The sequence below is a fragment of the Kitasatospora sp. NPDC058406 genome (assembly GCF_042722765.1).
Lineage (GTDB): Bacteria > Actinomycetota > Actinomycetes > Streptomycetales > Streptomycetaceae > Kitasatospora.
This window is the reverse complement of record NZ_JBHXKE010000176.1, coordinates 1-21,190: the sequence shown is the minus strand read 5'-3', so window position 1 is coordinate 21,190 and position 21,190 is coordinate 1. Positions and strand designations below refer to the sequence as shown.

Annotated in this window: 18 protein-coding genes; 6 read left to right on the top strand and 12 right to left on the bottom strand. The window is 74.8% G+C overall.

The annotated features are described in order from the left end of the window. From ACFWOG_RS28640 to ACFWOG_RS28630, 3 genes are all read right to left on the bottom strand, one after another. The coding region (locus tag ACFWOG_RS28640; protein WP_380361628.1) for an RNA polymerase sigma factor at positions 1–1,183 on the bottom strand (1,183 nt) is incomplete at its 3' end. A gap of 8 nt (positions 1,184–1,191) precedes the next feature. Beyond that, positions 1,192–1,599: a YciI family protein gene (locus ACFWOG_RS28635; RefSeq protein ID WP_329948673.1), complete on the bottom strand. Its 408-nt coding sequence runs from the start codon at positions 1,597–1,599 to the stop codon at positions 1,192–1,194. A 292-nt stretch (positions 1,600–1,891) separates the two neighbouring features. Continuing rightward, complete coding sequence (locus ACFWOG_RS28630) at positions 1,892–2,428, bottom strand: hypothetical protein (RefSeq protein ID WP_380361623.1); 537 nt, start codon at positions 2,426–2,428, stop codon at positions 1,892–1,894. Positions 2,429–2,673: 245 nt separating this feature from the next. Here ACFWOG_RS28630 and ACFWOG_RS28625 point away from each other — a divergent pair, with 245 nt between their 5' ends. Further along, complete coding sequence (locus tag ACFWOG_RS28625) at positions 2,674–3,336, top strand: hypothetical protein (protein WP_380361621.1); 663 nt, start codon at positions 2,674–2,676, stop codon at positions 3,334–3,336. Positions 3,337–3,485: 149 nt separating this feature from the next. Here the strand turns inward: ACFWOG_RS28625 and ACFWOG_RS28620 are convergent, their stop codons facing one another. Together ACFWOG_RS28620 and ACFWOG_RS28615 are read right to left on the bottom strand one after the other, a co-directional pair. Further along, positions 3,486–5,096, bottom strand: coding sequence for an ALF repeat-containing protein (locus tag ACFWOG_RS28620; protein WP_329948670.1), 1,611 nt, complete (start codon positions 5,094–5,096; stop codon positions 3,486–3,488). A 350-nt stretch (positions 5,097–5,446) separates the two neighbouring features. Continuing rightward, on the bottom strand, positions 5,447–6,313 hold the full coding sequence (locus ACFWOG_RS28615) for a helix-turn-helix transcriptional regulator (RefSeq protein ID WP_380361619.1): 867 nt from the start codon (positions 6,311–6,313) through the stop codon (positions 5,447–5,449). A 122-nt stretch (positions 6,314–6,435) separates the two neighbouring features. Here ACFWOG_RS28615 and ACFWOG_RS28610 point away from each other — a divergent pair, with 122 nt between their 5' ends. The 3 genes from ACFWOG_RS28610 (at position 6,436) to ACFWOG_RS28600 (ending at position 8,620) form a co-directional block, all read left to right on the top strand. Further along, positions 6,436–7,470, top strand: coding sequence for a hypothetical protein (locus ACFWOG_RS28610; protein ID WP_380361617.1), 1,035 nt, complete (start codon positions 6,436–6,438; stop codon positions 7,468–7,470). A 211-nt stretch (positions 7,471–7,681) separates the two neighbouring features. Further along, positions 7,682–8,092 (top strand): phage tail protein, encoded by a 411-nt coding sequence (locus ACFWOG_RS28605; protein WP_380361626.1) that lies wholly within the window; start codon positions 7,682–7,684, stop codon positions 8,090–8,092. A 96-nt stretch (positions 8,093–8,188) separates the two neighbouring features. Beyond that, entirely contained in the window at positions 8,189–8,620 is a 432-nt protein-coding gene (locus tag ACFWOG_RS28600; RefSeq protein ID WP_355399882.1) for a GNAT family N-acetyltransferase, read from the top strand. A gap of 145 nt (positions 8,621–8,765) precedes the next feature. On the opposite strand, the gene ACFWOG_RS28595 is transcribed toward ACFWOG_RS28600, so the two are convergent. The 7 genes from ACFWOG_RS28595 to ACFWOG_RS28565 all read right to left on the bottom strand — a co-directional run bounded on the left by ACFWOG_RS28595 (position 8,766) and on the right by ACFWOG_RS28565 (position 18,050). After that, complete coding sequence (locus tag ACFWOG_RS28595) at positions 8,766–10,478, bottom strand: alpha/beta fold hydrolase (RefSeq protein WP_380361614.1); 1,713 nt, start codon at positions 10,476–10,478, stop codon at positions 8,766–8,768. Continuing rightward, complete coding sequence (locus ACFWOG_RS28590; RefSeq protein ID WP_380361612.1) at positions 10,475–11,773, bottom strand: serine hydrolase domain-containing protein; 1,299 nt, start codon at positions 11,771–11,773, stop codon at positions 10,475–10,477. The genes ACFWOG_RS28595 and ACFWOG_RS28590 overlap by 4 nt, the downstream gene beginning before the upstream one ends. A 187-nt stretch (positions 11,774–11,960) precedes the next feature. Continuing rightward, positions 11,961–13,061 carry an LLM class flavin-dependent oxidoreductase gene (locus ACFWOG_RS28585; protein ID WP_380361610.1) on the bottom strand — a complete coding sequence of 367 codons (1,101 nt, stop codon included), beginning with the start codon at positions 13,059–13,061 and terminating at the stop codon, positions 11,961–11,963. A gap of 486 nt (positions 13,062–13,547) precedes the next feature. Next, the gene (gene glnII / locus ACFWOG_RS28580; protein WP_329876257.1) at positions 13,548–14,570 is read right to left on the bottom strand and encodes a glutamine synthetase GlnII; all 1,023 of its coding nucleotides are present in this window, start codon (positions 14,568–14,570) and stop codon (positions 13,548–13,550) included. A gap of 169 nt (positions 14,571–14,739) precedes the next feature. Beyond that, a complete protein-coding gene (locus tag ACFWOG_RS28575) occupies positions 14,740–15,864 on the bottom strand; it encodes an SCO1860 family LAETG-anchored protein (RefSeq protein WP_380361608.1) in 1,125 nt (374 codons plus the stop codon). Between the two features lie 289 nt (positions 15,865–16,153). After that, on the bottom strand, positions 16,154–16,831 hold the full coding sequence (locus ACFWOG_RS28570; RefSeq protein WP_329876261.1) for a uracil-DNA glycosylase: 678 nt from the start codon (positions 16,829–16,831) through the stop codon (positions 16,154–16,156). Between the two features lie 127 nt (positions 16,832–16,958). Further along, positions 16,959–18,050, bottom strand: a complete 1,092-nt coding sequence (locus ACFWOG_RS28565) for an amidohydrolase family protein (RefSeq protein WP_380361605.1) — start codon at positions 18,048–18,050, stop codon at positions 16,959–16,961. A 96-nt stretch (positions 18,051–18,146) separates the two neighbouring features. On the opposite strand from ACFWOG_RS28565, the gene ACFWOG_RS28560 reads away from it, so the two are divergent. Both ACFWOG_RS28560 and ACFWOG_RS28555 read left to right on the top strand, forming a co-directional pair. Next, positions 18,147–19,247, top strand: a complete 1,101-nt coding sequence (locus tag ACFWOG_RS28560) for a pyridoxal-phosphate-dependent aminotransferase family protein (protein ID WP_380361603.1) — start codon at positions 18,147–18,149, stop codon at positions 19,245–19,247. 185 nt (positions 19,248–19,432) lie between these two features. Beyond that, positions 19,433–21,076: a phosphonate degradation HD-domain oxygenase gene (locus tag ACFWOG_RS28555; RefSeq protein WP_380361601.1), complete on the top strand. Its 1,644-nt coding sequence runs from the start codon at positions 19,433–19,435 to the stop codon at positions 21,074–21,076. The last annotated feature ends 114 nt before the right edge of the window (positions 21,077–21,190 follow it).

Below are 21,190 nucleotides of genomic sequence, written 5' to 3'. Positions count from 1 at the left end.
ACCCGCGAGGCACCCGCGAGGCACCCGGGGCGGCCCGTCCGCGACGCAGGCGGGCGTTGAGCCGGGCGGCCCGCCGGGTCAGGTGGTCGCGTTCGGCGAGGTCGGGCGCCTCCCGGGCCGCCTCGGCGTACAGCCGCGCCGCCGTCGCCAGGTCACCGTCCCGCTCGCGGAGGTACGCGGCCACCGCCGTGTGGCGGGGCAGGGAGTCGTCCAGCTCCGCGAGGGCCGCCAGACCGGCGCGCGGCCCGTCGGCCTCGCCGACGGCCACCGCGCGGTTCAGCCGGACGACCGGGCTGTCGGTCAGGCGCACGAGCTCGTCGTACCACCCGACGATCTGCACCCAGTCCGTCTCTCCGGCCGTGGGCGCGTCGGCGTGGAGTGCCGCGATGGCGGCCTGGGCCTGGAACTCGCCCAGCCGGTCCCGGGCCAGGGCCGCCTGGAGGATCGCGACGCCCTCGGCGATCGCCCCGGTGTCCCACCGGGTGCGGTCCTGCTCGGCGAGCGGCACCAGGCTGCCGTCGGGTGCGGTCCGGCCGGCACGCCGCGCGTGGTGGAGCAGCATCAGCGCGAGCAGACCCGCCACCTCGGGGTGATCGATCCGGGCCCCGAGCTGCCGCGTGAGCCGGATCGCCTCGGCGGCGAGGTCGACGTCCCCGGAGTAGCCCTCGTTGAAGACCAGGTAGAGGACGCGCAGCACGGTGGCGACGTCCCCGGGCCGGTCGAACCGCACGCCGGAGACGGTGCGCTTGGCCCGGCTGATGCGCTGCGCCACGGTCGCCTCGGGCACCAGGTAGGCCCGGGCGATCTGGCGGGTGGTGAGCCCGCCGACGGCGCGCAACGTGAGCGCGACCGCGGACGAGGGCGTCAGCGACGGGTGGGCGCACAGGAAGTACAGCCGGAGCGTGTCGTCCAGCGCGGGCGCGGGCCCCGGCTCCGGCTCCTCGTCGACGAGTTCCTCCCGCCGGCGGCGGGCCGTGTCCGCCCGGGTCGCGTCGAGGAACTTGCGCCAGGCCACGGTGACCAGCCAGCCCTTCGGGTCCGCCGGCGGCCGGGCGGGCCAGCCGCGGACCGCCTCGACCAGCGCCTCCTGCACGGCGTCCTCGGCCGCCGCGAAGTCGGCTCCGCGCCGGACGAGGATCGCGAGCACGCCAGGGGTGAGGTTCCGCAGCAGGTCCTCGTCCACCGGGGAGGTCACTCCGTGACGGTCGGCGGCGCGGACAGGAAGGGGCGCAGTTCGAGCCACTCGTGGATCGGCTTCCCGCCCGCCCCGGGGGCGGCGGACAGCTCACCGGCCAGCTCGACGGCGCGCTCGTAGCTGTCGACGTCGATCACCATCCAGCCGGCCACGAGGTCCTTCGTCTCGGCGAACGGGCCGTCGGTCACCGGCGGGCGGCCCTCGCCGTCGTAGCGCACCCACGCGCCCCCGGGTGCGAGCGCCTGGCTGTCGACGAACTCGCCGGACTCCTCCAGGCGGGCCGCGAAGTCGCGCATGTACTGCACGTGCGCCGAGATCTCCTCCGGCGTCCAGTGCTCCATGGACACGAAGTCGTCCGGGACCGGAGCTCCGCGGTAGTGCTTGAGCAGCAGGTACTTGGCCATGACGTCTCTCCTCGGTGCTGTGCGACCCATTGTGGCCGCGTCCGCCCCTGGGACGGAGCCGGCCACGGGTTCTCGACATCGCCGACGGAAATTTCTCCGGGTTCTTCCGGGCTCCTCCCGGCACGCCCCGCCACGCCCGGCCACACCCGCGCCTCGGCACGGCCCCGGTGACGCCCGGGCCCGCCCCGTCGCCCGCGGCCGCGCCGGGGCCCGCCCGACACGCCGGGAGCTGCCCGACGGCTGCCGGCGAGGTCGCTCACCGGGTGGCGCGCGGCGCCGGCCGGTCCGCGGCTCACGCGGCGGCCGCCCACTCCCGGAGGGTGGCGAAGTCGCCGCCCCGCAGGCCGAGCTTCGGATCGACGTGGAGGGCGAGGGCCCGTCCGGGGTGGTGGTCGGCTATCCACGCGGCGTCCTGCGGTCCCAGCTCGTCGTCCACCCAGACGAACGGGCGGCCGGCGGCCCACGCCACCAGTGCGCGGGTCTTCCAGTGCAGGCCGTCCGGGTCCTCCTGGTGGAGCTGCGGCCAGGCGACGTAGGGGAGTTCGGGCAGGCCGAGGAGCGGGGCGATCCAGGTGTTGGCCTCCGCCATCCAGGTCGTCGCCCAGACCAACTCGTAGGGGAGGGAGAGGAGTTCGGGGCCGTGGTCGGGGTTGATCCAGAGCCGCAGCGGCCGGACGTACTCGGCGGGCCGCTGCGGGAACCGGGCCACCCACGAGTCCGGCTTGACGCGGTGGGTGCCGTACCCGGCAGGCCGCTGGTGGGGCTTGGCGGCGTACGGGTTCAACGGCCCGTCGACGTCGAGGAGAAGCCGCGGGAGCGGCGTCGTCATGACGGCATCGTCGCGCACGGAGGCCGAGTTGACGACCCGTGTCACCAGCGGGCGTCACGGGTCGCCCGGCCCCGGAGCGGGGCGTCGGCCACGCGTCCGGGCTCCCCGGCCCCTTCCGCCCGGCATCCGGGCTCCGCGGCTTCTGGGACAGGATCGGGATATTGCGCGGACCGGGCCGTGAACGGCCCGGACCTACGGTGGTCGCACCGGTGAACCGCACCGGTGGACCGACCCGGGAGCCCCGTATGCGTACGCGCCGCCTCGCCCTCACTGCCGCCGCCGTCGCGGTGCTCGCCGCTGCCGCCACCGCCTGCGGACCGGAGAACGGCGACGGGGGTTCCGCCGCGGCGAGCCCGGTGGCCACGGCCGCCGCCACGGCGGCGGCCACGACGACCGTCCCCGCCGCCGCGCCCTCGAAGGCGACCTCGCCGTCCGGCAGTGCGTCCGCCTCCACAGCGACCTCCGCCTCCGCCGCTGCCTCCGCGCCCGGGACGAAGTCCGGCTCCCCGGGGCAGAACTGCGCCACGAAGGACCTCACGTTCACCACCAGGACCGAGTCCCAGGCCGGCGGGTTCATCCTGATCACCGCCAAGGCCAAGCCTGGCGTCAGCTGCACACTCCCTGGCCCGCACGCGACCATCGCGTTCGGCTCGGGCGGTATCGAGGCCGCCAACGCCGAGCAGGCCGTCGGCACGCCGATCACCCTCGGCGGGGACAAGGTGGCGTACGCGGGCGTCAACCCCAAGAGCACCAAGGGGAACCAGGAGATCGAGTTCACCGACGTCATCGTCGCCGTCGGCAAGGCCGACCCGGACCCGGTCAGCCTCCCGGTCGGTCCGACCAAGGTGGACAAGCCGGTGGTCACCAACTGGCACACCGTTCCGAAGGACGCCGTTCCCGGTATCTGACGGTGGCCCGCACACCGCTCTCGCCCGGCCCGCCCGGGTCGACAGACTCGACCGGGTCGACCGGGTCGTAGGACGCGGTGCCGAACGCCAGGTGCCCCGACCGTGGGGGCGGGGCACCTGGTCACGCTGCGGTCGTCGCGCCGATGTGACTACTCGGCGGCGCGACGGCGGCGGGAGACGGCCACCAGGGCCGCACCGGCGGCGACGGCCGCGGCGGCGCCGCCGGCCTCCCAGCGGACACTTTCGTCCACACCGGTGGCGGCGAGCGGGCCGGAGGTCTCGGCCGCGGTGCCGGTGGTCGCGGTGGTGCCGGTGACCTTCGCGAGTGCCACGGCGGGCACCACGGCCGGGGCCGGGTTCGCGACGGTGCCCGCGCCGCTGGCGGTCTGGACGGTCTGACCGGCGTTCTGCCCCTGGACCGGCGAGGTCGGCCTGGCGGCGGCCGCGTTCGCCTCGTCCTCGGCGCGGGCCTTGGACCAGCCCTCCTTGAGGAACGCGAGGACGTCCGCGTAGCTGCCCTCCAGGGCGGCGCCCGCGGCCTTCTTGACCGCCGGCCCGCCGGTCTCAAGGGCCTGGGAGACCTTCACGCGGTTGTCGCTCTCGCGCAGGCCCGCCAGGTCGACCTCAAGGAAGCGGCGCAGGTCGGCGGGCGTGCCGCCGAGGGCCTTCTGGGCCCCCGCGAAGACGCGCGGGCCGACCTCCTTGTCGGCGATGAGGATGAGGATCTCGACCCGGTCGTCCTCGGCGCGGGCCGTGTGCTGGCCCTCGGTGAGGAACTTGCGCACCGCCTCGGGGCTGCCGGTCCTGAGGGCCGCCTCGGCCGCCGCCTTCACCGCACGGCCGCCGACGGCGAGGACCTGGAAAGCCTTGACGCGGTCGTCGACGGCCCGCGCGTTCGGGAGGCCGACCTCCATGAACTGGCGCAGCTCGGCCGCCGTGCCGTTGACGACCTTCGCGGCGGCCTCGTGGACGCTGATGCCCGCGTCCTTGTCGGCCAGGATCCGCTGGACCTCGGCCCGGTCGTCCTCGGCACGGGCCGTGTGCTGACCCTCGGCGAGGAACTTGCGGACCGCCTCGGGGCTGTTGGAGCTCATGGCCTTGTTGGCCGCCGCCTGCACGGCAGGGCCACCGGCGGAGAGGATCTGGGCGGTCTTGACCAGGTCGTCGATGGACCGCGCACGCGGGAGGCCGACCTCCAGGAACTGACGCAGCTCGGCCGCCGTGCCGTCGACGACCTTCGCGGCGAACTCGTGGACGCTGATGCCCGCGTCCTTGTCGGCCAGGATCCGCCGGACCTCGGCCCGGTCGTCGTCCTCGGCGCGGGCCACGAACTGGCCCTCGGTGAGGAACTTGCGGACCGCCTCGGGGCTGCCGGACTTGAGGGCCTTCTCGGCCGCCGCCTTCACGGCAGGGCCGCCGACGGAGAGGAACTGGGCGGCCTTGACGCGGTCGTCGATGATCCGCGCGTTCGGGAGGCCGACCTCCAGGAACTGACGCAGTTCGGCCGCCGTGCCGTCGACGACCTTCGCGGCGGCCTCGTGGACGCTGATGCCCGCGTCCTTGTCGGCCAGGATCCGCCGGACCTCGGCCCGGTCCGCCGCCTCCTGGGAGCCGCCGTCCTCCGTGGTGTCGGCCGCCGTGTCCGGACCGCTGACTCCGACGGGCTTCGGCTGCTCGGCAGCGGACGCCATCGACGGGAACAGGACGGTCGGAGCGAGTGCAGCCGCGGCAAGGACGGCGGACACCTTGGGCAACTTCATCAAGCAGACCTGTTTCTCGAGCGAAGAACACGGGGAGAAGTCGTGAGCCCGGTCAGCATAAGTCCTGTTGCATGGTTGTCATATCACCATTATTTAGCGGACGCGCTTCACGGCCGAGGCGCCGACTCTTCGCACACAGGCAATTCCGGACGTATGAGGACAGTCCCCCTCCCGGAGGAACCCCGAGGCCGGAGTTCCGGGCGGATGAACGGATGAACGTCTCTCCAACTCCCCCCGGCAGCCAGGTGACCCCGGCCGGAATCCCGTGTCCGGCGTCGGCGGAACGATCGCGGTCGACCGGTCGTCCGGACGACGGGCGGGGCCGGGCGGCGGTCAGGCCCGGACGGCGGTCAGGCCCGGACGGCGGACGGGGCGAGGCGACGCAGGCGGTCGCCGGTCTCCGCGTCACGCGCCGTCAGCACCACCAACTGCAGCCCGCCGGACGCCTGCAGCACCACCTGGTCGATCCGCAGCATCCCCAACTCCTCGTGCAGCAGGTCCTTCTCCACCCCGGCGCGCTCCAGCACCTGGTGCTCGTCCAGCCAGCGGTCCGCCTCCGGGTACGCCGCCCGCAGCCGCCTGATCAACCGGGCCAGCGGCCGCGCTGCCGGCGCACCGTCGCCGCCGCGCTCGGCGAAGGCGGAGCGCAGCTGCGCCAGGGTCCGGCGGGCATGGTGCTCCCAGTCCACCGTCCGGGCGCGGTGCAGGGGGCTGGCGAACACCACCCAGGCCAGGTTGCAGTCCTCCGGCTCCCGGCCGGACAGCCCGAACAGCGCCTCCGCGCCCGGATTCCAGGCCCGGACGGCCCAGTCCGCGTCCATCACGAACGCCGGCGCCGGCCACTGGGCGTGCATCAGCCGCAGCAGCGGCGCCGGCACGTCTCCCGCCGCCTCGGACCCCACCGCCCCGGGCGCTCCGGCCGCCCCCGGATGGCTCCCCGCCAACCGGAACAGGTACGCCGTCTCCGCCCGGTCCAGCCGCAACGTCCGGGCCAGGCTCGCCAGCACCTCCGGCGACGGGTTGATCGCCCGCCCCTGCTCCAGCCACGTGTACCAGGTCACCCCGACACCCGCGAGCAGCGCCAACTCCTCGCGCCGCAGCCCGGGGGTGCGCCGCCGCACCCCCGGCGCCATCCCGACGTCCTCCGGCGTCAGCCGGGCACGCCGGCTGCGCAGGAAGCTCGACAGCGCGTTCCGCCGCGTCTCCGCGTCGTCCATCCCCCCGCCCGTCCCTTCCCTGGTAGTCGCACTGCCAGTATCCCCAGACACTGCCGCCCTCCGGACCGCCCCGCGAGGCTGAGGGCACCAGCCGGACGCACCACCTCGCAGGGAGACTTCCGATGACCCGTCACCTCCTCCGCACCGCCGCCGTCACCGCTGCGGCGGCCGGCCTCCTGCTCGGCACCGCCGGGGCTCTGCCGGCCTCCGCCCACGGCGGCCACGAGAGCCGGGGCCCGGCCGTGATCGCGGGCCACGCCCCGACCCTCGTCCCGGAGGGAGCCACCTGGGACCAGGACCGTCAGCGCTTCCTGGTCGGATCGCTGCGCCACGGCACGGTCTCGGTCGTCCGCCCGGGCGGCGGTGTCCGCACGCTGATCGACGAACCGGACACGCTGGTCTCGGTGATCGGCCTGCACGTCGACCGGGCCCGCGGCCGGGTCCTGCTGGCCAACGGCGACAACGGCCTCGGCACGCGCACCTCCGCCGCGACCGCCGGGCGGCTGGCCGGCCTCGGCGCCTACGACCTGGAGACCGGCCGGCGACTGTTCTACGCGGACCTGGCCGCGGTGGCGGGCGACGGCGGCCCGCACTTCGCCAACGACGTGGCCTTCGGACCGGACGGGACCGCGTACGTCACCGACTCGCTCGCCCCGGTGGTGTACCGGATCGGCACGGACGGCACGGCCTCGGTCCTGGTCCGCGACGCCCGGCTGACCCCGGCGCCCGGCGGCTACGGCCTGAACGGCATCGTCCTCCGGGACGGCCGGCTGATCATCGGCAAGTGGGACGACGGCATGCTCTGGCAGGTGCCGGTGCACCGGCCGGCGGACCTCCGCCCGATCCCGGTCACGGGAGGCCCCGGCACGGGCGGGCCGGGCGCGCTGCTGCACCTGGACGGGTTGCTCGGCCGCCCCGACGGCAGCATCGTCGGCGTGACCAACGACCTGGCCGGCGCGGGCCGCGACGCCTCGGTCGAGCTCCGCTCCACCGACGGCTGGCGCACCGCCCGGCTCACCTCCGTCCGCCCCTCGGCCGACCTCCTGCCGACGGCCGTCACGCCCGGCCCCGGCGGCGGCGTGTACGCGCTCTCCGGCCGGCTGGACCTGGCGTTCGCCGGCACGCCGGGCGACACCTTCTCCCTGCGGCGGATCTGAGCGGGTCGGGCGGAGCCGGGGCGGCCGGAGTCGGGGCGGGTCGGGGCGGAGTCGGGGCGGAGTCGGGCGGGGGCCCGCCGGATCCGCCGCGGCGCGTCTCGCCCGCACGGGTTACGGAGAACCGGAACTGACGCTCCGTGGCATAGATTCGCCCGTTACGAGCAGCAGTCCGCGCCGCGCCGTGCGGCCGACCCCGGGAGCGTCCGTGTCGATGCCCGTCTACCGCTACAAGCTCTCCGTCGACGGACGGGACCACCTCTTCCACGACGTCTCCGGGCTGGAGACGTCCTACGAGGTCATCGAGCACAGGGACGGCTCGGGAACCACCCACCTGGTGCCCGGACAGCGGAGGACGGCCACGGTCTCCCTGCGCCGGGGCTCGGCCGACGGCTACCAGGCCCTGTGCGACTGGATCGACACGATCGGCCTCAACACGGTCGACCGGAAGGACGTCACGGTCTCGCTGCTGAACGGCCCCCGCACCCCGGCGGTGAGCTGGACGGTCACCGACGCGTTCCCGAGCACCCTCACCTCCCTGGTCCACGGCGACGGCGCCGACCGGCCCGTCATCGGCGAACTCGTCCTGCGGTCCCCCCTGGTCGTCCCGCGGTTCGGGGCCTGAACTCCCGAACCGCGGCCCCGGGCGAGGAGGCACGGCCGCCCCGGGGCCTGCGGATATCCGGTGGATCGGCGCGGGAGCCTCTGGTTGGATCCCGCCATGACCAGTGACCTCCCCGACAGCTACGAGATCTCCACCGACCCCGGGCGCCTCGACGGCGCGCTGATCCACCGGTGGCTGTCGGAGGACTCCTACTGGGCCCGGGGCCGCCCCCGCGAGAAGCAGGACTCCGCCGTCGCGGGATCGCTCAACTTCGGTGTCTACGACCGCGCCGCCGGCACCCAGCTCGGCTACGCCCGCGTCGTCACCGACCTGGCCACCTTCGCCTGGCTCTGCGACGTGTACATCGCCCCCGCCGCGCGCGGCAAGGGCCTGGGCACCGCGCTGGCCACCGCCGTCCGCGACCACCTCGCCCCCTACGGCCTGCGCCGCGTCCTGCTCGCCACGGCGGACGCCCACGAGGTCTACGCCAAGGTCGGGTTCACACCGCTGGAGACACCGGAGAAGTGGATGGCCCTCGGCGAGCAGTGAACCGGCGAGCAGTGAACCGGCGGGCCGTGAGCCCGCGGGCAGTGCGCCCGCGGGCCGCCACGGCCGGGCGGAGACACCGGCCCGGCCTGAGACACGGGTCACGGGTCACGGGTCACGGGTCACGGGTCACGGCCGGAGCGTACGGCTACTTGGTGCAGGTCCGGTCCCCCTTCGGCAGCCTGCCACTGGCCAGGTACGCGTTGACCGTGTCGTCCACGCACGCGTTGCCGTACATCCCGTAGAGCGCGTGCCGGTTGGCGCCCTTGAGCGTCAGCAGGCGGGAGCCGGGCAGCAGCCCGTGCAGCGCGACGCTGTCCCGGTAGGTGGTGCGCGGGTCCCCGGTGGCGGCGACGATCAGCACCTCGGCGTCGCTCCGCACCTCGGTGCGCGCCTCGCGCGGGCGGTCCCAGAAGGCACACGGGTTGATGTTGTTGAGCATCGGACCGAGAAGCGGGTGTTCGGCCCGGGTGCGCTCGACGCCCCGCCAGTACGACTCGGGGTCACGCGGCGCGGTGCCGTCCGCGCACATGATCGCCTGCTGGGAGCTGCCGGTCGCCGACCCCTCCGCGCCGAACGCGAACCGCAACACGGCGGCGAACGCCTCCGACGGCCGGGCCGGCCGGCCCGCCGCGGCCTCGGCCAGCACGGCCATCTCTTCGGCGAGGTCCGCGCGCGCCTCGTCCGTGTCGTCCGCGATCCCGGCGAAGAGCAGGAACGGCACCCGGGTGTCGTCGACCAGGAAGGTGCCGGTGCCGCTGCCGACGGCCAACGGCGCGCGCGCCGACGCCTCGACGGTCCTCCGGATCCCGGCGATCACCTCCTCCCCGGTCCGGCCGAGCCCGTAGGTGTCGTGGCGAGCCGCCGCCCAGGCGGCCCAGTCGGCGAGCGCCTGCTCGTTCTCCGCCAGCAGGCCCGGGAACAGGCGGGGCCCGTACGTGCGCGGGTCGAGCGCCCCGTCGAGGACCACCCGGTCGTAGCGGCCGGGGAACATCTGGGTGTAGACGGTGCCCAGGTAGGTGCCGTACGAGACGCCCAGGTAGGAGATCCTCCGCTCACCGAGCGCGCCCCGGACGACGTCCATGTCGCGGGCCGTGTTGCGGGTGCTCGCGTGCGGCAGCAACGACCCTGCCGCGGCACGGCACTTGGCGGCCAGGTCCTTCTGGAAGGCGACCTGCCGGTCGAAGCTCGCCCGGCCGAGGCCCGCCGAGGCGAGGCTGGTTCCGACCGGCCAGCCGCAGTCCAGCGGGGTGCTGCGCCCCACGAAGCGCGGGTCCATGCCGATGATGTCGTAACGTGCGGCGGTCTCCTTGAGCGCCGCCTGCACGCGCGGCGGAGTGCCGAGGGTCTCGCCGCCCGGGCCGCCGTCGTTGAGCAGCATCGCGCCGATCCGGTGGCGGGTGTCGGTGCCCTTGATCCGGGAGATCGCGACGGTGATGGTGCGGCCCCGGGGGTCGCCGTAGTCGAGCGGGACGGTCACGTCCGCGCAGCGCGCGCCCGCCTGCTCCAGGGCCGCGCCGTCCTTGTCGTCCGGCCCCTCGACGCAACTGCGCCAGTCGAGACGCTGGTTGTAGTAGCGGTCCAGCCCGCGGGGGGCGGAGGTCGCGGACGCGGAGGCGCCGGACGCGGAGGCGTCGGCGGACGCGGCCTGGGCGGGGCCGGTCGCTGCGGACACCACCGCCACGCAGGCCGCGAAGGCGAGGCCCGCCGCCGTGGCCCGGCGGACGGCCGTCGACGCCCCGGTTCCGGCCGGGCGCCGCCCGCCGGCACGACGGGGGCGGGCGGCCCGGCTCCCGGTGGAACGGCCGGCGGCGGAGCGGGCCTCGCCGAAACGGGCCTCGGCGGTACGGCGGTCGCTCATGACGTCTCCTCGGTCGCATCGGATCCGCCACCGACCGGCGCGCAGAACGCGGCGGTCGCGACGGCACGGAAGTCCTGCTCGGCCTGCTCGGTGCGGGGGACCTCGGTGAGGGCGAGGGCGAGACTGCGGCCGCCCGGCCCGACCGCGGCGAGCGTCCGGTGCCCGCCCGGCATCGTCCCGCCGTGGCCCCACCACCAGCCGCCGCACTCCAGCGGGCTCGCGATCAGCCCGAGCCCGTACCGGGCACCGGGCCAGAGGCGGTCCGGGTCGGCGGGCACGGTGCGCTTCATCTCGTCGAGCCAGCGCGCGGGCAGCAGCCGGCCGCCGAGCAGCGCCCGGAAGAACCGGTCCACGTCGGCGGGCGTGGACACCAGCGCGCCGCCCGCGCCGCCGAAGCTCGCGTTCCACTCGGTGCCGTCGATGCGCGGGGCGCCCTCGGGTGCGGCGTGGTCGACGTAGTAGCTGCGCGAGTGCGGGCCCCGGATGCGGAGCTCGTCGCCCGGCCAGTAGGTGTCCCGCAGGCCCAGCGGGCCGATGATCCGGCGTTGCAGCTCCGCCTCGAAGGGGCGGCCGGTGACCTTCTCGACCAGGAGGCCGGCGATCACGGAGTTGGTGGTCGAGTAGGACCACGCCTTCTCCGGGCGCGGCAGGGTGAGCCCGATCGCGACCAGCTCGCGCGGCTCGAAGTGGCGGAACCGCCACGCGTCCACGGGCAGTCCGACCAGCGCCTCGGTGTAGTCGGGGAGTCCGCTGGTGTGCTGGAGCAGTTGGCGGACGGTGATCCGGCCGCCGTCGTGGCCGTTGCCCCGGACCAGTCCGGGCAGGTGGCGTTCGACGGTGTCGTCCAGGCCGATCCGGCCCTCGGCGGCGAGTTGGACGACGAGCGTGGCGGTGAACGTCTTGGTGACGCTGCCGATCCGCAGCCGGTCCTCCGCCCGCATCGGGCGGCCGGTCGCCAGGTCGGCGACGCCGCGGGCGGCGGTCCGGCGCCCGCAGCGGGGGTCGGTGAACTCGGCGGCCGCGCCGGGGACTCCGTCGCCTCCGACCAGGGTGTCCAGGGCCGCTCCGACGGCCGCACGGGTCGCCGCGCACGCACCCGGCACGGCAGCGGCGGCCCCGGCCCCGGCCTCGGCCCCGACGGAAGCGGAAACGGGAGCCGAGGAGCCGGCGGCCGACGCGGCGGGGGTGCCCGCGAGCGCCGAGGCGGCCAGGGCGGCGGCGAGCACGGGCCCCCACCGCGCCGGCCGTCGCGCACCCCGGAGGGTTCCCCGGAGCATCATGTGATGGTGTGTCATGTCGTCAACGCTAGGAACCGGGCGCCCGGAGTTCACGACGGCACGCCCCCGGATCCGACCGGGGGACATCCCCACCCTTCACGTTCCCTTTCGGGCAGAACGGACCGGACGGCCGGCCCCGCGCACCCGCCCCACCCGACCCAGGCCGGGCCCCGGCCCCGGACCTGGCGGGCCGGCCCCGCCGGAGCTACTCCGGCCGCCGCCACAGGTTGCGCCGCGCGAGGAGCGGCAGCACGCCCTCCCCGAACCAGTACGCCTCCTCCAGGTGCGGCATCCCGCTGAGCACGAACTCCTCGATGCCCAGCTCGTGGTACTCCGTGATCAGGTCGGCCACCTCCCGGTGGCTGCCGACCAGCGCCGTCCCCGCGCCGCCCCGCAGCAGCCCGATGCCCGCCCAGAGCCCCGGGTGGACCTCCAACCGCGCCGCCGAACCGCCGTGCAGGGCCAGCATCCGGCGCTGCCCCTCGGACTCGCTCTCCGCGAGCGCGCGCTGGGTCTCCCGGATCCGCACCGGGTCCATCGCCGCCAGCAGCCGCTCGGTCTCCGCCCACGCCTGCGCCGAGGTGTCCCGGGTGATCACGTGCAGCCGGATCCCGAACCGCACCACCCGGCCCTGCGCGGCGGCCAGTTCGCGGATCCAGGTGATCTTCTCCCGCACCTGCGCGGGCGGCTCCCCCCAGGTGAGGTAGACGTCCGCGTACCGGGCGGCCACGTCGCCCGCCGCCGGCGACGAACCACCGAAGTACACCGGCGGCACCTGGTCCGGCAACCGGTTCAACACGGCCCGCTCCACGCGGAGATGGGGCCCCTCGTGGTCGACGGTCTCGCCCGCCCAGAGCCTGCGCGTGATCGACAGGAACTCGCCGGTCCGCGCGTACCGCGCGTCCTTGTCGAGGAAGTCACCGTACGCGCGCTGCTCCGCCGACTCACCGCCCGTCACCACGTTGAGCAGCAGCCGGTCGCCGGACTGCCGCTGGTACGTCGCCGCCATCTGCGCGGCCAGCGTCGGACTGATCTGCCCCGGCCGGAACGCCACCAGGTACTTGAGCCGCTCCGTCACCTGGGTGAGCATCGCCGTCGTCAGCCAGGCGTCCTCGCACCAGGCGCCGGTCGGCGTCAGCGCCCCCTCGAACCCCAACTGCTCCGCGCTGCGGGCGATCTGACCCAGGTAGGCGACGGACGGCGGCCGGTCCGCCCCGGCGGTCCCGGGCGTCGAACCGTGCCCGCCGCCGACGACGTGCCGGCTGTCGCCGTTGGTGGGCAGGAACCAGTGGAAGGTCAGGGACATGAACACACACTCCGGTGCCGAGAACGCCTGCGGGGAGGGGAGGGAGCAGCACTCACCGACGACAGGCGGCCGCGCACACCCGCACCAGGTCCACGTGCAGGCGCCGCACGAGGCACCCGGAGGCAGCGGCGGAGGCGGCGGAGGCGGTCATGCGGGCGATTATCCGCCCACGACCGGCACGGATCAAGAGACCGCGGCACCGCCGTCAGCACCAGCACAGCGCTTCCAGTGGAGTGAGCGTGGCACGCAGGCGCCTCGTGCACGTCCTGCCGGGCATCGGCGGCAGCGTCCTGGAACGTCCGGGGGCGGGCGGCCGGGAACGGCCGTCCGGGACGCGGGATTCGGTGACCTCGCCGCTCTCGCCCGTGAACTGGCGGACGTCATCCACTCCGGCTGACCCCGACCACGCGAAAGGCCCGCCGGGCCTCCCCCATGCAGCAGGGGGAGGCCCGGCGGGCGCTTCAGCTGTTACCGGTGAGCGGTGGCTCAGACCTGGCCGGCCTTCTCCAGGGCGGCGCAGCAGGTCTTGATCAGCAGGCGGGTGACCACGTACGGGTCGACGTTGGCGTTCGGGCGGCGGTCCTCGATGTAGCCCTTCTGGTCCACCTCGACCTGCCACGGGATGCGGACCGACGCGCCGCGGTTGGAGACGCCGTAGGAGTAGACGTTCCACGGGGCGGTCTCGTGCTTGCCGGTCAGGCGGGACTGGATGTCGTCGCCGTACTGGCTGACGTGCTCCAGCACGATCTCCTGGGAGGCGCCGAGCGACTCGCAGGCGGTGATGATCGCGTCGTAGCCCTCGCGCATCGCCCGGGTGGAGAAGTTGGTGTGCGCACCCGCGCCGTTCCAGTCTCCCCTGGCCGGCTTGGCGTCGAGGGTGGCGTCGATGCCGAACTCCTCGGCGGTGCGGTAGAGCAGGTAGCGGGCGATCCACATGTCGTCGGAGGCGGTCAGGGCGTCGACCGGGCCGATCTGGAACTCCCACTGGCCGGGCATGACCTCGGCGTTGATGCCGCAGATGGCGAGGCCGGCGTCCATGCAGCGGTCGAGGTGCAGCTCGACGATCTCGCGGCCGAAGACCTCCTCGGCGCCGACGCCGCAGTAGTAGCCGCCCTGCGGGGCCGGGAAGCCGCCCTCGGGGAAGCCGAGCGGGCGGGAGCCCTTGAAGAAGGTGTACTCCTGCTCGATGCCGAAGATCGAGTCCTGCGCCGCGTACTGCTCGGCGACGGTGCGCAGCAGGGCGCGGGTGTTCGACTCGTGCGGGGTGCCGTCGGTCTCGTGGACCTCGCAGAGGACGAGGATGTTGTCGCCGCCGCGGATCGGGTCCTTGGTGACCTTGACCGGCTCCAGCACTCGGTCCGAGGCGTGGCCTTCGGCCTGGTTGGTCGAGGAACCGTCGAAGCCCCAGGTGGGGATCTTGTCGGCGTTCGGCAGGACCCGAGTCTTGGAGCGGAGCTTGGCGGTCGGCTTGGTGCCGTCGATCCAGATGTACTCGGCCTTGATTGCCACGGCGGTGTCCCTCGCAAACTGAGTGGTGGGTGCCCGCGTAGCGTCGCAAGCCGCCGTTTCCCGGTTGTTCCTCTCATGTAACGCCCATGTGAACCAACCGTCCGCGTCGGCACCGTCACCGTGCGGGAGTGCCGCAGATGGCACTCCCGCACGGGATCCGGGGCGGGTTTCAGCGCCTGCGGGCGTGGGCGGCGACAGCGGCCCGGCGACGGCGGGTGGCCCAGAGGGCGCAGGCGCCGGCGGCGACCAGGGCGGCGGCTCCGGCGGCGAGCGGGGCGGTGGAGTCACTGCCGCCGGTGGCGGCGAGGTGGTCCGCCGGGGCCGGGGCGGCGGAGGCCGGACGGCGGGCGGCCTGCGTACCGGTGGCGGACGGCGGGGCGGCAGCGGCCCTGCCGGTACCGGCGGCGCCGGTGGGAGTGCCGTCCCCCACCGGCCGGGCCGCGGGCACCTCGGCGGGCGGGGCCACGGCCGGGGCGGTGGCGGGCGCCGGGGCGGAGGGCGTCGGCACCGGCTTCTCGCAGCTCACCGAGGCGACCGTGACGGTCCCGGTCACCTTGGCGACGTTGAGGCTGAGCGGGTTGACCTCCACCCGCACCTCCAGGGCCGAGGCGGCGGCCGTCGTCGAGGTGGTGGTCTTCTTGGAGAACTCGACCGAGACGCTGCCGACCAGCGGGACCTCCACCCTGGTCGGCCCGTACAGGCTGACGGTGACGGGCTTGCCGAGGAGGGTCAGCTTCGCGGGGGCCACCACGTCGGCGGTCGGCCGCCCGTCGACCGGACAGGTGGCGGTGGCGCTGAGCGCCTCCAGGCCGAGCAGGGTGGTGACGGGGAGGCCGGGGGCGTGGACGTCCGCGTTGACCAGTTGGACGGCGGCGGAGGCGCCCTTGGCGTCGACCTTGGTCACCGACTTTCCGAGGTCGGCCCTGACCAGGGTGACCGGGCCCTGCTGGTCGACGCCTTCGACGACGGCGGTGAGGACGGACCCCTCCCTCTGCGCGGGGGTCTCGACCTTGTTGAGTGCGATGTTCACCGGAACGTCCACGGTCTTGTTCAACAGGCTGACGTCCAGGTCGAGTTCGGCGGTGACGGCGCGCGCCTTGCCGGCGGAGGGCGCCGGGGAGGCCCCCGTGGAGGCCGCCGGTGCGGCCGGTGTCGCCGGTGTCGCCGGGGACGCCCCCGGTGCACCCGGTGCGGTGGCGTGGGCGACGGACGGCACGACGGATGCCGGGACTATCAGCGCCGCCACCGCGAGGGCGGCGACGGTGACGGCGGGAACGGAACGGTACGAGGACATGGCGGTACCCCCACGGGTGGTGACGAGGAGGAGCGCACCTCCGACATCACCCGCCCGCGGGGGCGGGGCCAAGGGGCTGGCGCTCCGAACGACGAGCCGTCAGTCTTCTCGAACAATCCGTCACATGAGTCACACAGAACGTCATTTCACTCGTTCGGGTGAGGTTGACGCCCAGGAACACCACGGCCCGCCGCAACGGCCTCCGGCCTCCGGCCACGACCACCGGCACGGCAGCCGGACACGGCAGTCGGGCACGGCAGGCCACGGCAGCCGGGCGACGGCGGCCCGGCTACGGCAGGCGCCAGTCCACCGGCTGCGCACCCTGCCGCGCCAGCAGTTCGTTGGCCCGGCTGAACGGGCGCGAGCCGAAGAAGCCGCCGTTCGCCGAGTAGGGGCTCGGGTGCGCGGACTCGATCGCCGGGATCTCCCCCAGCAACGGACGCAGGTTACGCGCGTCACGGCCCCAGAGAACTGCCACCAGCGGGCCGCCGCGCGACGCGAGCGCGCGGATCGCCTGCTCGGTGACCTCCTCCCACCCCTTGCCCCGGTGCGCGGCGGGTTTGCGCGGCGCGGTGGTGAGGGCGCGGTTCAGCAGCAGGACGCCCTGCTGCGTCCAGGGGGTGAGGTCCCCGTTCGAGGGCTGCGGGAGACCGAGGTCGTTCCCGTACTCCTGGAAGATGTTGATCAGACTGGCCGGGATCGGGCGGACGTCCGCCCCCACCGAGAAGCTGAGGCCGACGGCGTGGCCGGGGGTGGGGTACGGGTCCTGCCCGACGATCAGCACCCGCACATCGGCGAAGGGCTGTTGGAAGGCGCGCAGCACGTTCGGCCCGGAGGGCAGGTACGTGCGGCCGGCCGCCAGTTCGGCGCGGAGGAAGTCGCCCATGGCGGCGACCCGCCCGGCCACCGGCTCCAGCGCGGTGGCCCACCCGGGCTCGACGATCTCATTCAGTGGACGCGGTGCCATGGGCGTAACCCTATCGGCCTACAACGACAGCCCGTTCACCCGGATGATCTTCGGCCCGCCCGGCCGCCGACGGCCGCGCGCCGCCCGCGCGCCGCCCCCGTGCCGCCCCCGCGCCGTCCGCCCGGCCTCACCCCACCGGACTCCCGCGCAGCACCACCTGGCGCGGGTCGGCGAGCACCCGGACGTCCGCCCGCGGGTCCTCCGCGTACACCACGAAGTCGGCCGACGCCCCCTCCTCCAGGCCCGGACGGCCCAGCCACTCCCGCGCCGACCAGGTGGCCGCCGAGAGCGCCTCCGCCGGGCTCAGCCCGGCCTTGACCAGCTCGGCCACCTCGTCGGCGACCAGGCCGTGGGCGATCGAGCCGCCCGCGTCCGTCCCGACGAAGATCGGGATGCCCGCGTCGTGCGCGGCGCCCACGGTGTCGTAGCGGCGGGCGTGCAACCGCCGCATGTGGGCGGACCAGGCCGGGAACCTGAGGTCGCCGCCGACCGCCAGGCGCGGGAAGGTGGCGATGTTGACGAGCGTCGGGACGATCGCGACGCCGCGCTCGGCGAAGGCCGGGATCAGTTCCTCGGTCAGGCCGGTGGCGTGCTCGACGCAGTCGATGCCGGCCGCCAGCAGGTCGGGCAGCGATTCGGCGGCGAAGCAGTGCGCGGTGACCCGCGCCCCCTCCTCGTGCGCCGCCGCGATCGCCTCGGCCAGGGCGTCGCCGGGCCAGCAGGCGGCGAGGTCGCCGCGCTCCCGGTCGATCCAGTCGCCGACCAGCTTCACCCAGCCGTCCCCGCGGCGCGCCTCGGCCCGGACGTAGGCGGTGAGGTCGCCGGGCTCGATCTCGTGCGCGTAGTTGCGGATGTAGCGACGGGTGCGGGCGATGTGCCGGCCGGCCCGGATGATCCGGGGCAGGTCCTCGCGCTCGTCGATCCACCGGGTGTCGGCGGCCGAACCGGCGTCACGGATCAGCAGCGTGCCGGCGTCGCGGTCGGTGAGCGCCTGCTTCTCGCTGGTGGCGGCGTCGACGGCGCCGTGCGCGTCCAGGCCGACGTGGCAGTGCGCGTCCACCAGACCGGGCAGCACCCAGCCGTCCACCGTCCGGACGTCACCGGCCGCCACGGGGCGGTCGAAGGTCACCCGGCCGTCCACCACCCAGAGTTCGTCGCGGACGTCCTCCGGACCGACCAGCACCCGACCCCGGACGTGCAGCACCGTGCCATCGCTCATGGCCCGCACTCTACCGACGACGGCATTCCCTGTAAGGACCGCCGATGGGGCAGACTCGTTCCGGTCACCGTTCCCCCACGTGAGAGGCCCGACCCCGTGACCCCCTACCTCGACCTGCCCCCGTTCAGCGCCGCCGACTTCGCGGCCGTCGAGGACCAGGTGGCCGCGCTGCTGCACACCACCGCCGACGTGATCGTCACCCAGGGCGAGGCCCTGCTGCCGCTGGAGGCCGCGATCCGGGGCGCCGCGCACCCGGGGTCGACCGCGCTCAACATCGTCACCGGACCGTACGGGCAGACCTTCGGCGGCTGGCTGCGCGACTGCGGGGCGAACGTCGTCGACCTCGCCGTGCCGTTCGACACCGCCGTCACCGCCGGGCAGGTGGCCGAGGCGCTCGCCGCGCACCCGGAGGTCGACTTCGTCTCCCTGGTGCACGCCGAGGCCGCCACGGGCAACACCAACCCGGTCGCCGAGATCGCCGCCGTCGTGCGCGCGCACGGGGCGCTGCTGATGCTGGACGCGGTCGCCTCGGTGGCCGCCGAACCGCTGCTCACCGACGCCTGGGGCGTCGACCTGTGCGTGATCGGCGGCCAGAAGGCGATGGGCGGGCCGGCCGGGGTCTCCGCCGTCTCCGTCTCCGCGCGGGCCTGGGAGCGGATCACCGCCAACCCGGCCGCCCCGCGCCGCTCCTACCTCTCCCTCCTGGACTGGAAGGAGCGCTGGACGGACGCCGGACGGACGGTCCTGCCGCACGCGCCGGCCCAGCTGGAGATGCTCGCGCTCGGCGCCTGCCTGGACCGGATCGAGGCGGACGGGCTGCCCGCGGTGATCGCCCGCCACGGCGCGGCGTCCGCCGCCGTCCGGGCCGGCGTCCGCACCCTCGGCACCCTCGCCCCGTTCGTCCCGGACGACGCCCACGCCGCCCCGGTGGCCACCACCCTGCGCACCCCGGTCGGCCTGGACGCCGCCGCACTGGCCGCCGAGCTCCGCCGCCTCGACCCGACCCTCCCCGTCCAGGCCGGTGGCGGCGCACTCGCCGCCGGGATGCTCCGCGTCAACCACTACGGCCCGGCCGCCTCCCCCGGGACGGTCCGCGCCACCCTCACCGCCCTGGCCACCGCCACCGGCACCGACGCCACCTCCGCCCTCAAGGCGGCGGAGGCCGCCTGGGAGGCGGTCGGCCCCTCCTTCGGGTGACCGAACCCCCCGCCCGGCCGGGCCACGCCTGACCCGGCCGGGCCACGCCTCACCACCCCTCGGGAGCTTCTGTTCCCGAGGGGTTCATCGTTTCGCCACGCGGATCTCACCGGCGCCCGAGAGGCTCCTCGCAACGCAAAGTTGGCTATACAACTTCACCCGTGAGACCGCCCAGGAGGAACCCCATGCCCGAGCTTCCGCCGTACTGGCTGCGCGACAACTGCCCCTGCGCCGAATGCCGCGACCCGCGGAACGGGCAGAAGCTGTTCCAGATCACCGACCTGCCGGACGACCTCGCGATCGCCGCGCAGACCGAGCAGGGCACACAGACCGAGCAGAACGGGCAGGGCGGGCAGGGCGGGCACCTGGAGGTGCTCTGGTCGGACGGGCACCGGTCCCGCTACCCGCTGGAGTGGCTGGCCGGGGCGGCGCCCGACGGCGGGGCCGGCGGCACCGTCGACGGTGACGGGCGGACGGAGGCCGACAAGCGCCTCTGGACGGCGGCGGACTTCGCGGACGGCCTCCCGGAGGCGGAGTGGACGGCCTACCTGGCCGACCCGGCGGAGCGCGCCGCCGTCCTGGCCGCCGTACGCCGGTCCGGCTTCGCCGTGCTGCGCGGGGTGCCTGCGGTGGAACGGCAGGTGCTCGCCGTCGCCGGGACCTTCGGGTACGTGCGGGTCACCAACTACGGCGAGCTGTTCGACGTCCGGGTCGAGCCGGACCCGAACAACCTGGCCTTCACCAGCGCGGCGATCACCCCGCACACCGACAACCCGTACCGCGACCCGGTCCCCACCCTCCAGCTGCTGCACTGCCTGGAGAACTCGGCGACCGGCGGGGACTCCGGCCTGGTGGACGGGTTCAAGGCCGCCGCGGTCCTGCGCGAGGAGGCTCCGGAGGCCTTCGCGGTGCTGACCCGCACGCCCGTCCCGTTCGTCTTCCGCGACCGGGACACCGAACTGCGGGCCGACCGGCCGCTGATCGGGGTGGATCCGCTCGGCCGGATCCGCGAGGTGCGGTTCAACAACCGCTCGATCGGCACGCTGCGCGGGACCGCCCGGGAGCTGGACGCGTTCTACGACGCCTACCGCCGGTTCGCCGCGATCACCCTCCGCCCCGAGCTGCAGCTGGAGTTCCGGCTGGACCGGGGCGACTGCCTGATCTTCGACAACGTCCGCCTGATGCACGCCCGGACGGCCTTCGAGAAGGACGGCCACCGCCACCTCCAGGGCTGCTACGCCGACCTGGACTCGCTGGCCAGCACCCTCGCCGTACTGCACCGCCGGGCAGCCGCACTGGACGCGATCGCCGAGCTGTTCGCGGGCGAGGGCGCCGGCGAGTACCTGGGCGAGGCGGTGACCATGGCCGAGCACATGCTCCAGGCCGGCGCGCTGGCCGAGGCGGCCGGGGCGGCCCCGCACCTGGTCGCGGCGGCGCTGCTGCACGACGTCGGCCACTTCCAGGGGGCTCTGCACGGACGGGATCTGATGGAGGGTCAGGACAACCGGCACAGCGACACGGGTGCGGACTGGCTGGCCCGCTGGTTCGGCCCGGAGGTCACCGACCCGGTCCGCCTGCACGTGTCCGCCAAGCGCTACCTGTGCGCGGTCGAGCCGGGCTACCGGGCGCGGCTGTCCGAGGCCTCCGAGTACACGCTCCGGGTGCAGGGCGGCCCGATGTCCGAGGAGCAGGCCGCGGCCTTCGCCGCGCACCCGGGCGCCGAGGACGCGGTGGCGGTCCGCCGCTGGGACGAGCAGGCCAAGGAGGCCGACGCGGACACCCCGGGCTTCGCGCACTTCCGCCCGCTGCTGGCCGCGTTGATGCGCTGAACCTCCGGAGGGCGGACGGGAACGGGGTGGTGGGCCGACCGGCCCCCCCCCCCGCCGCGCGCGCCGGGCCCCGTGCCGCGAACGCCGGCCGCATCCCCCCGCCGGGGGGTCAGT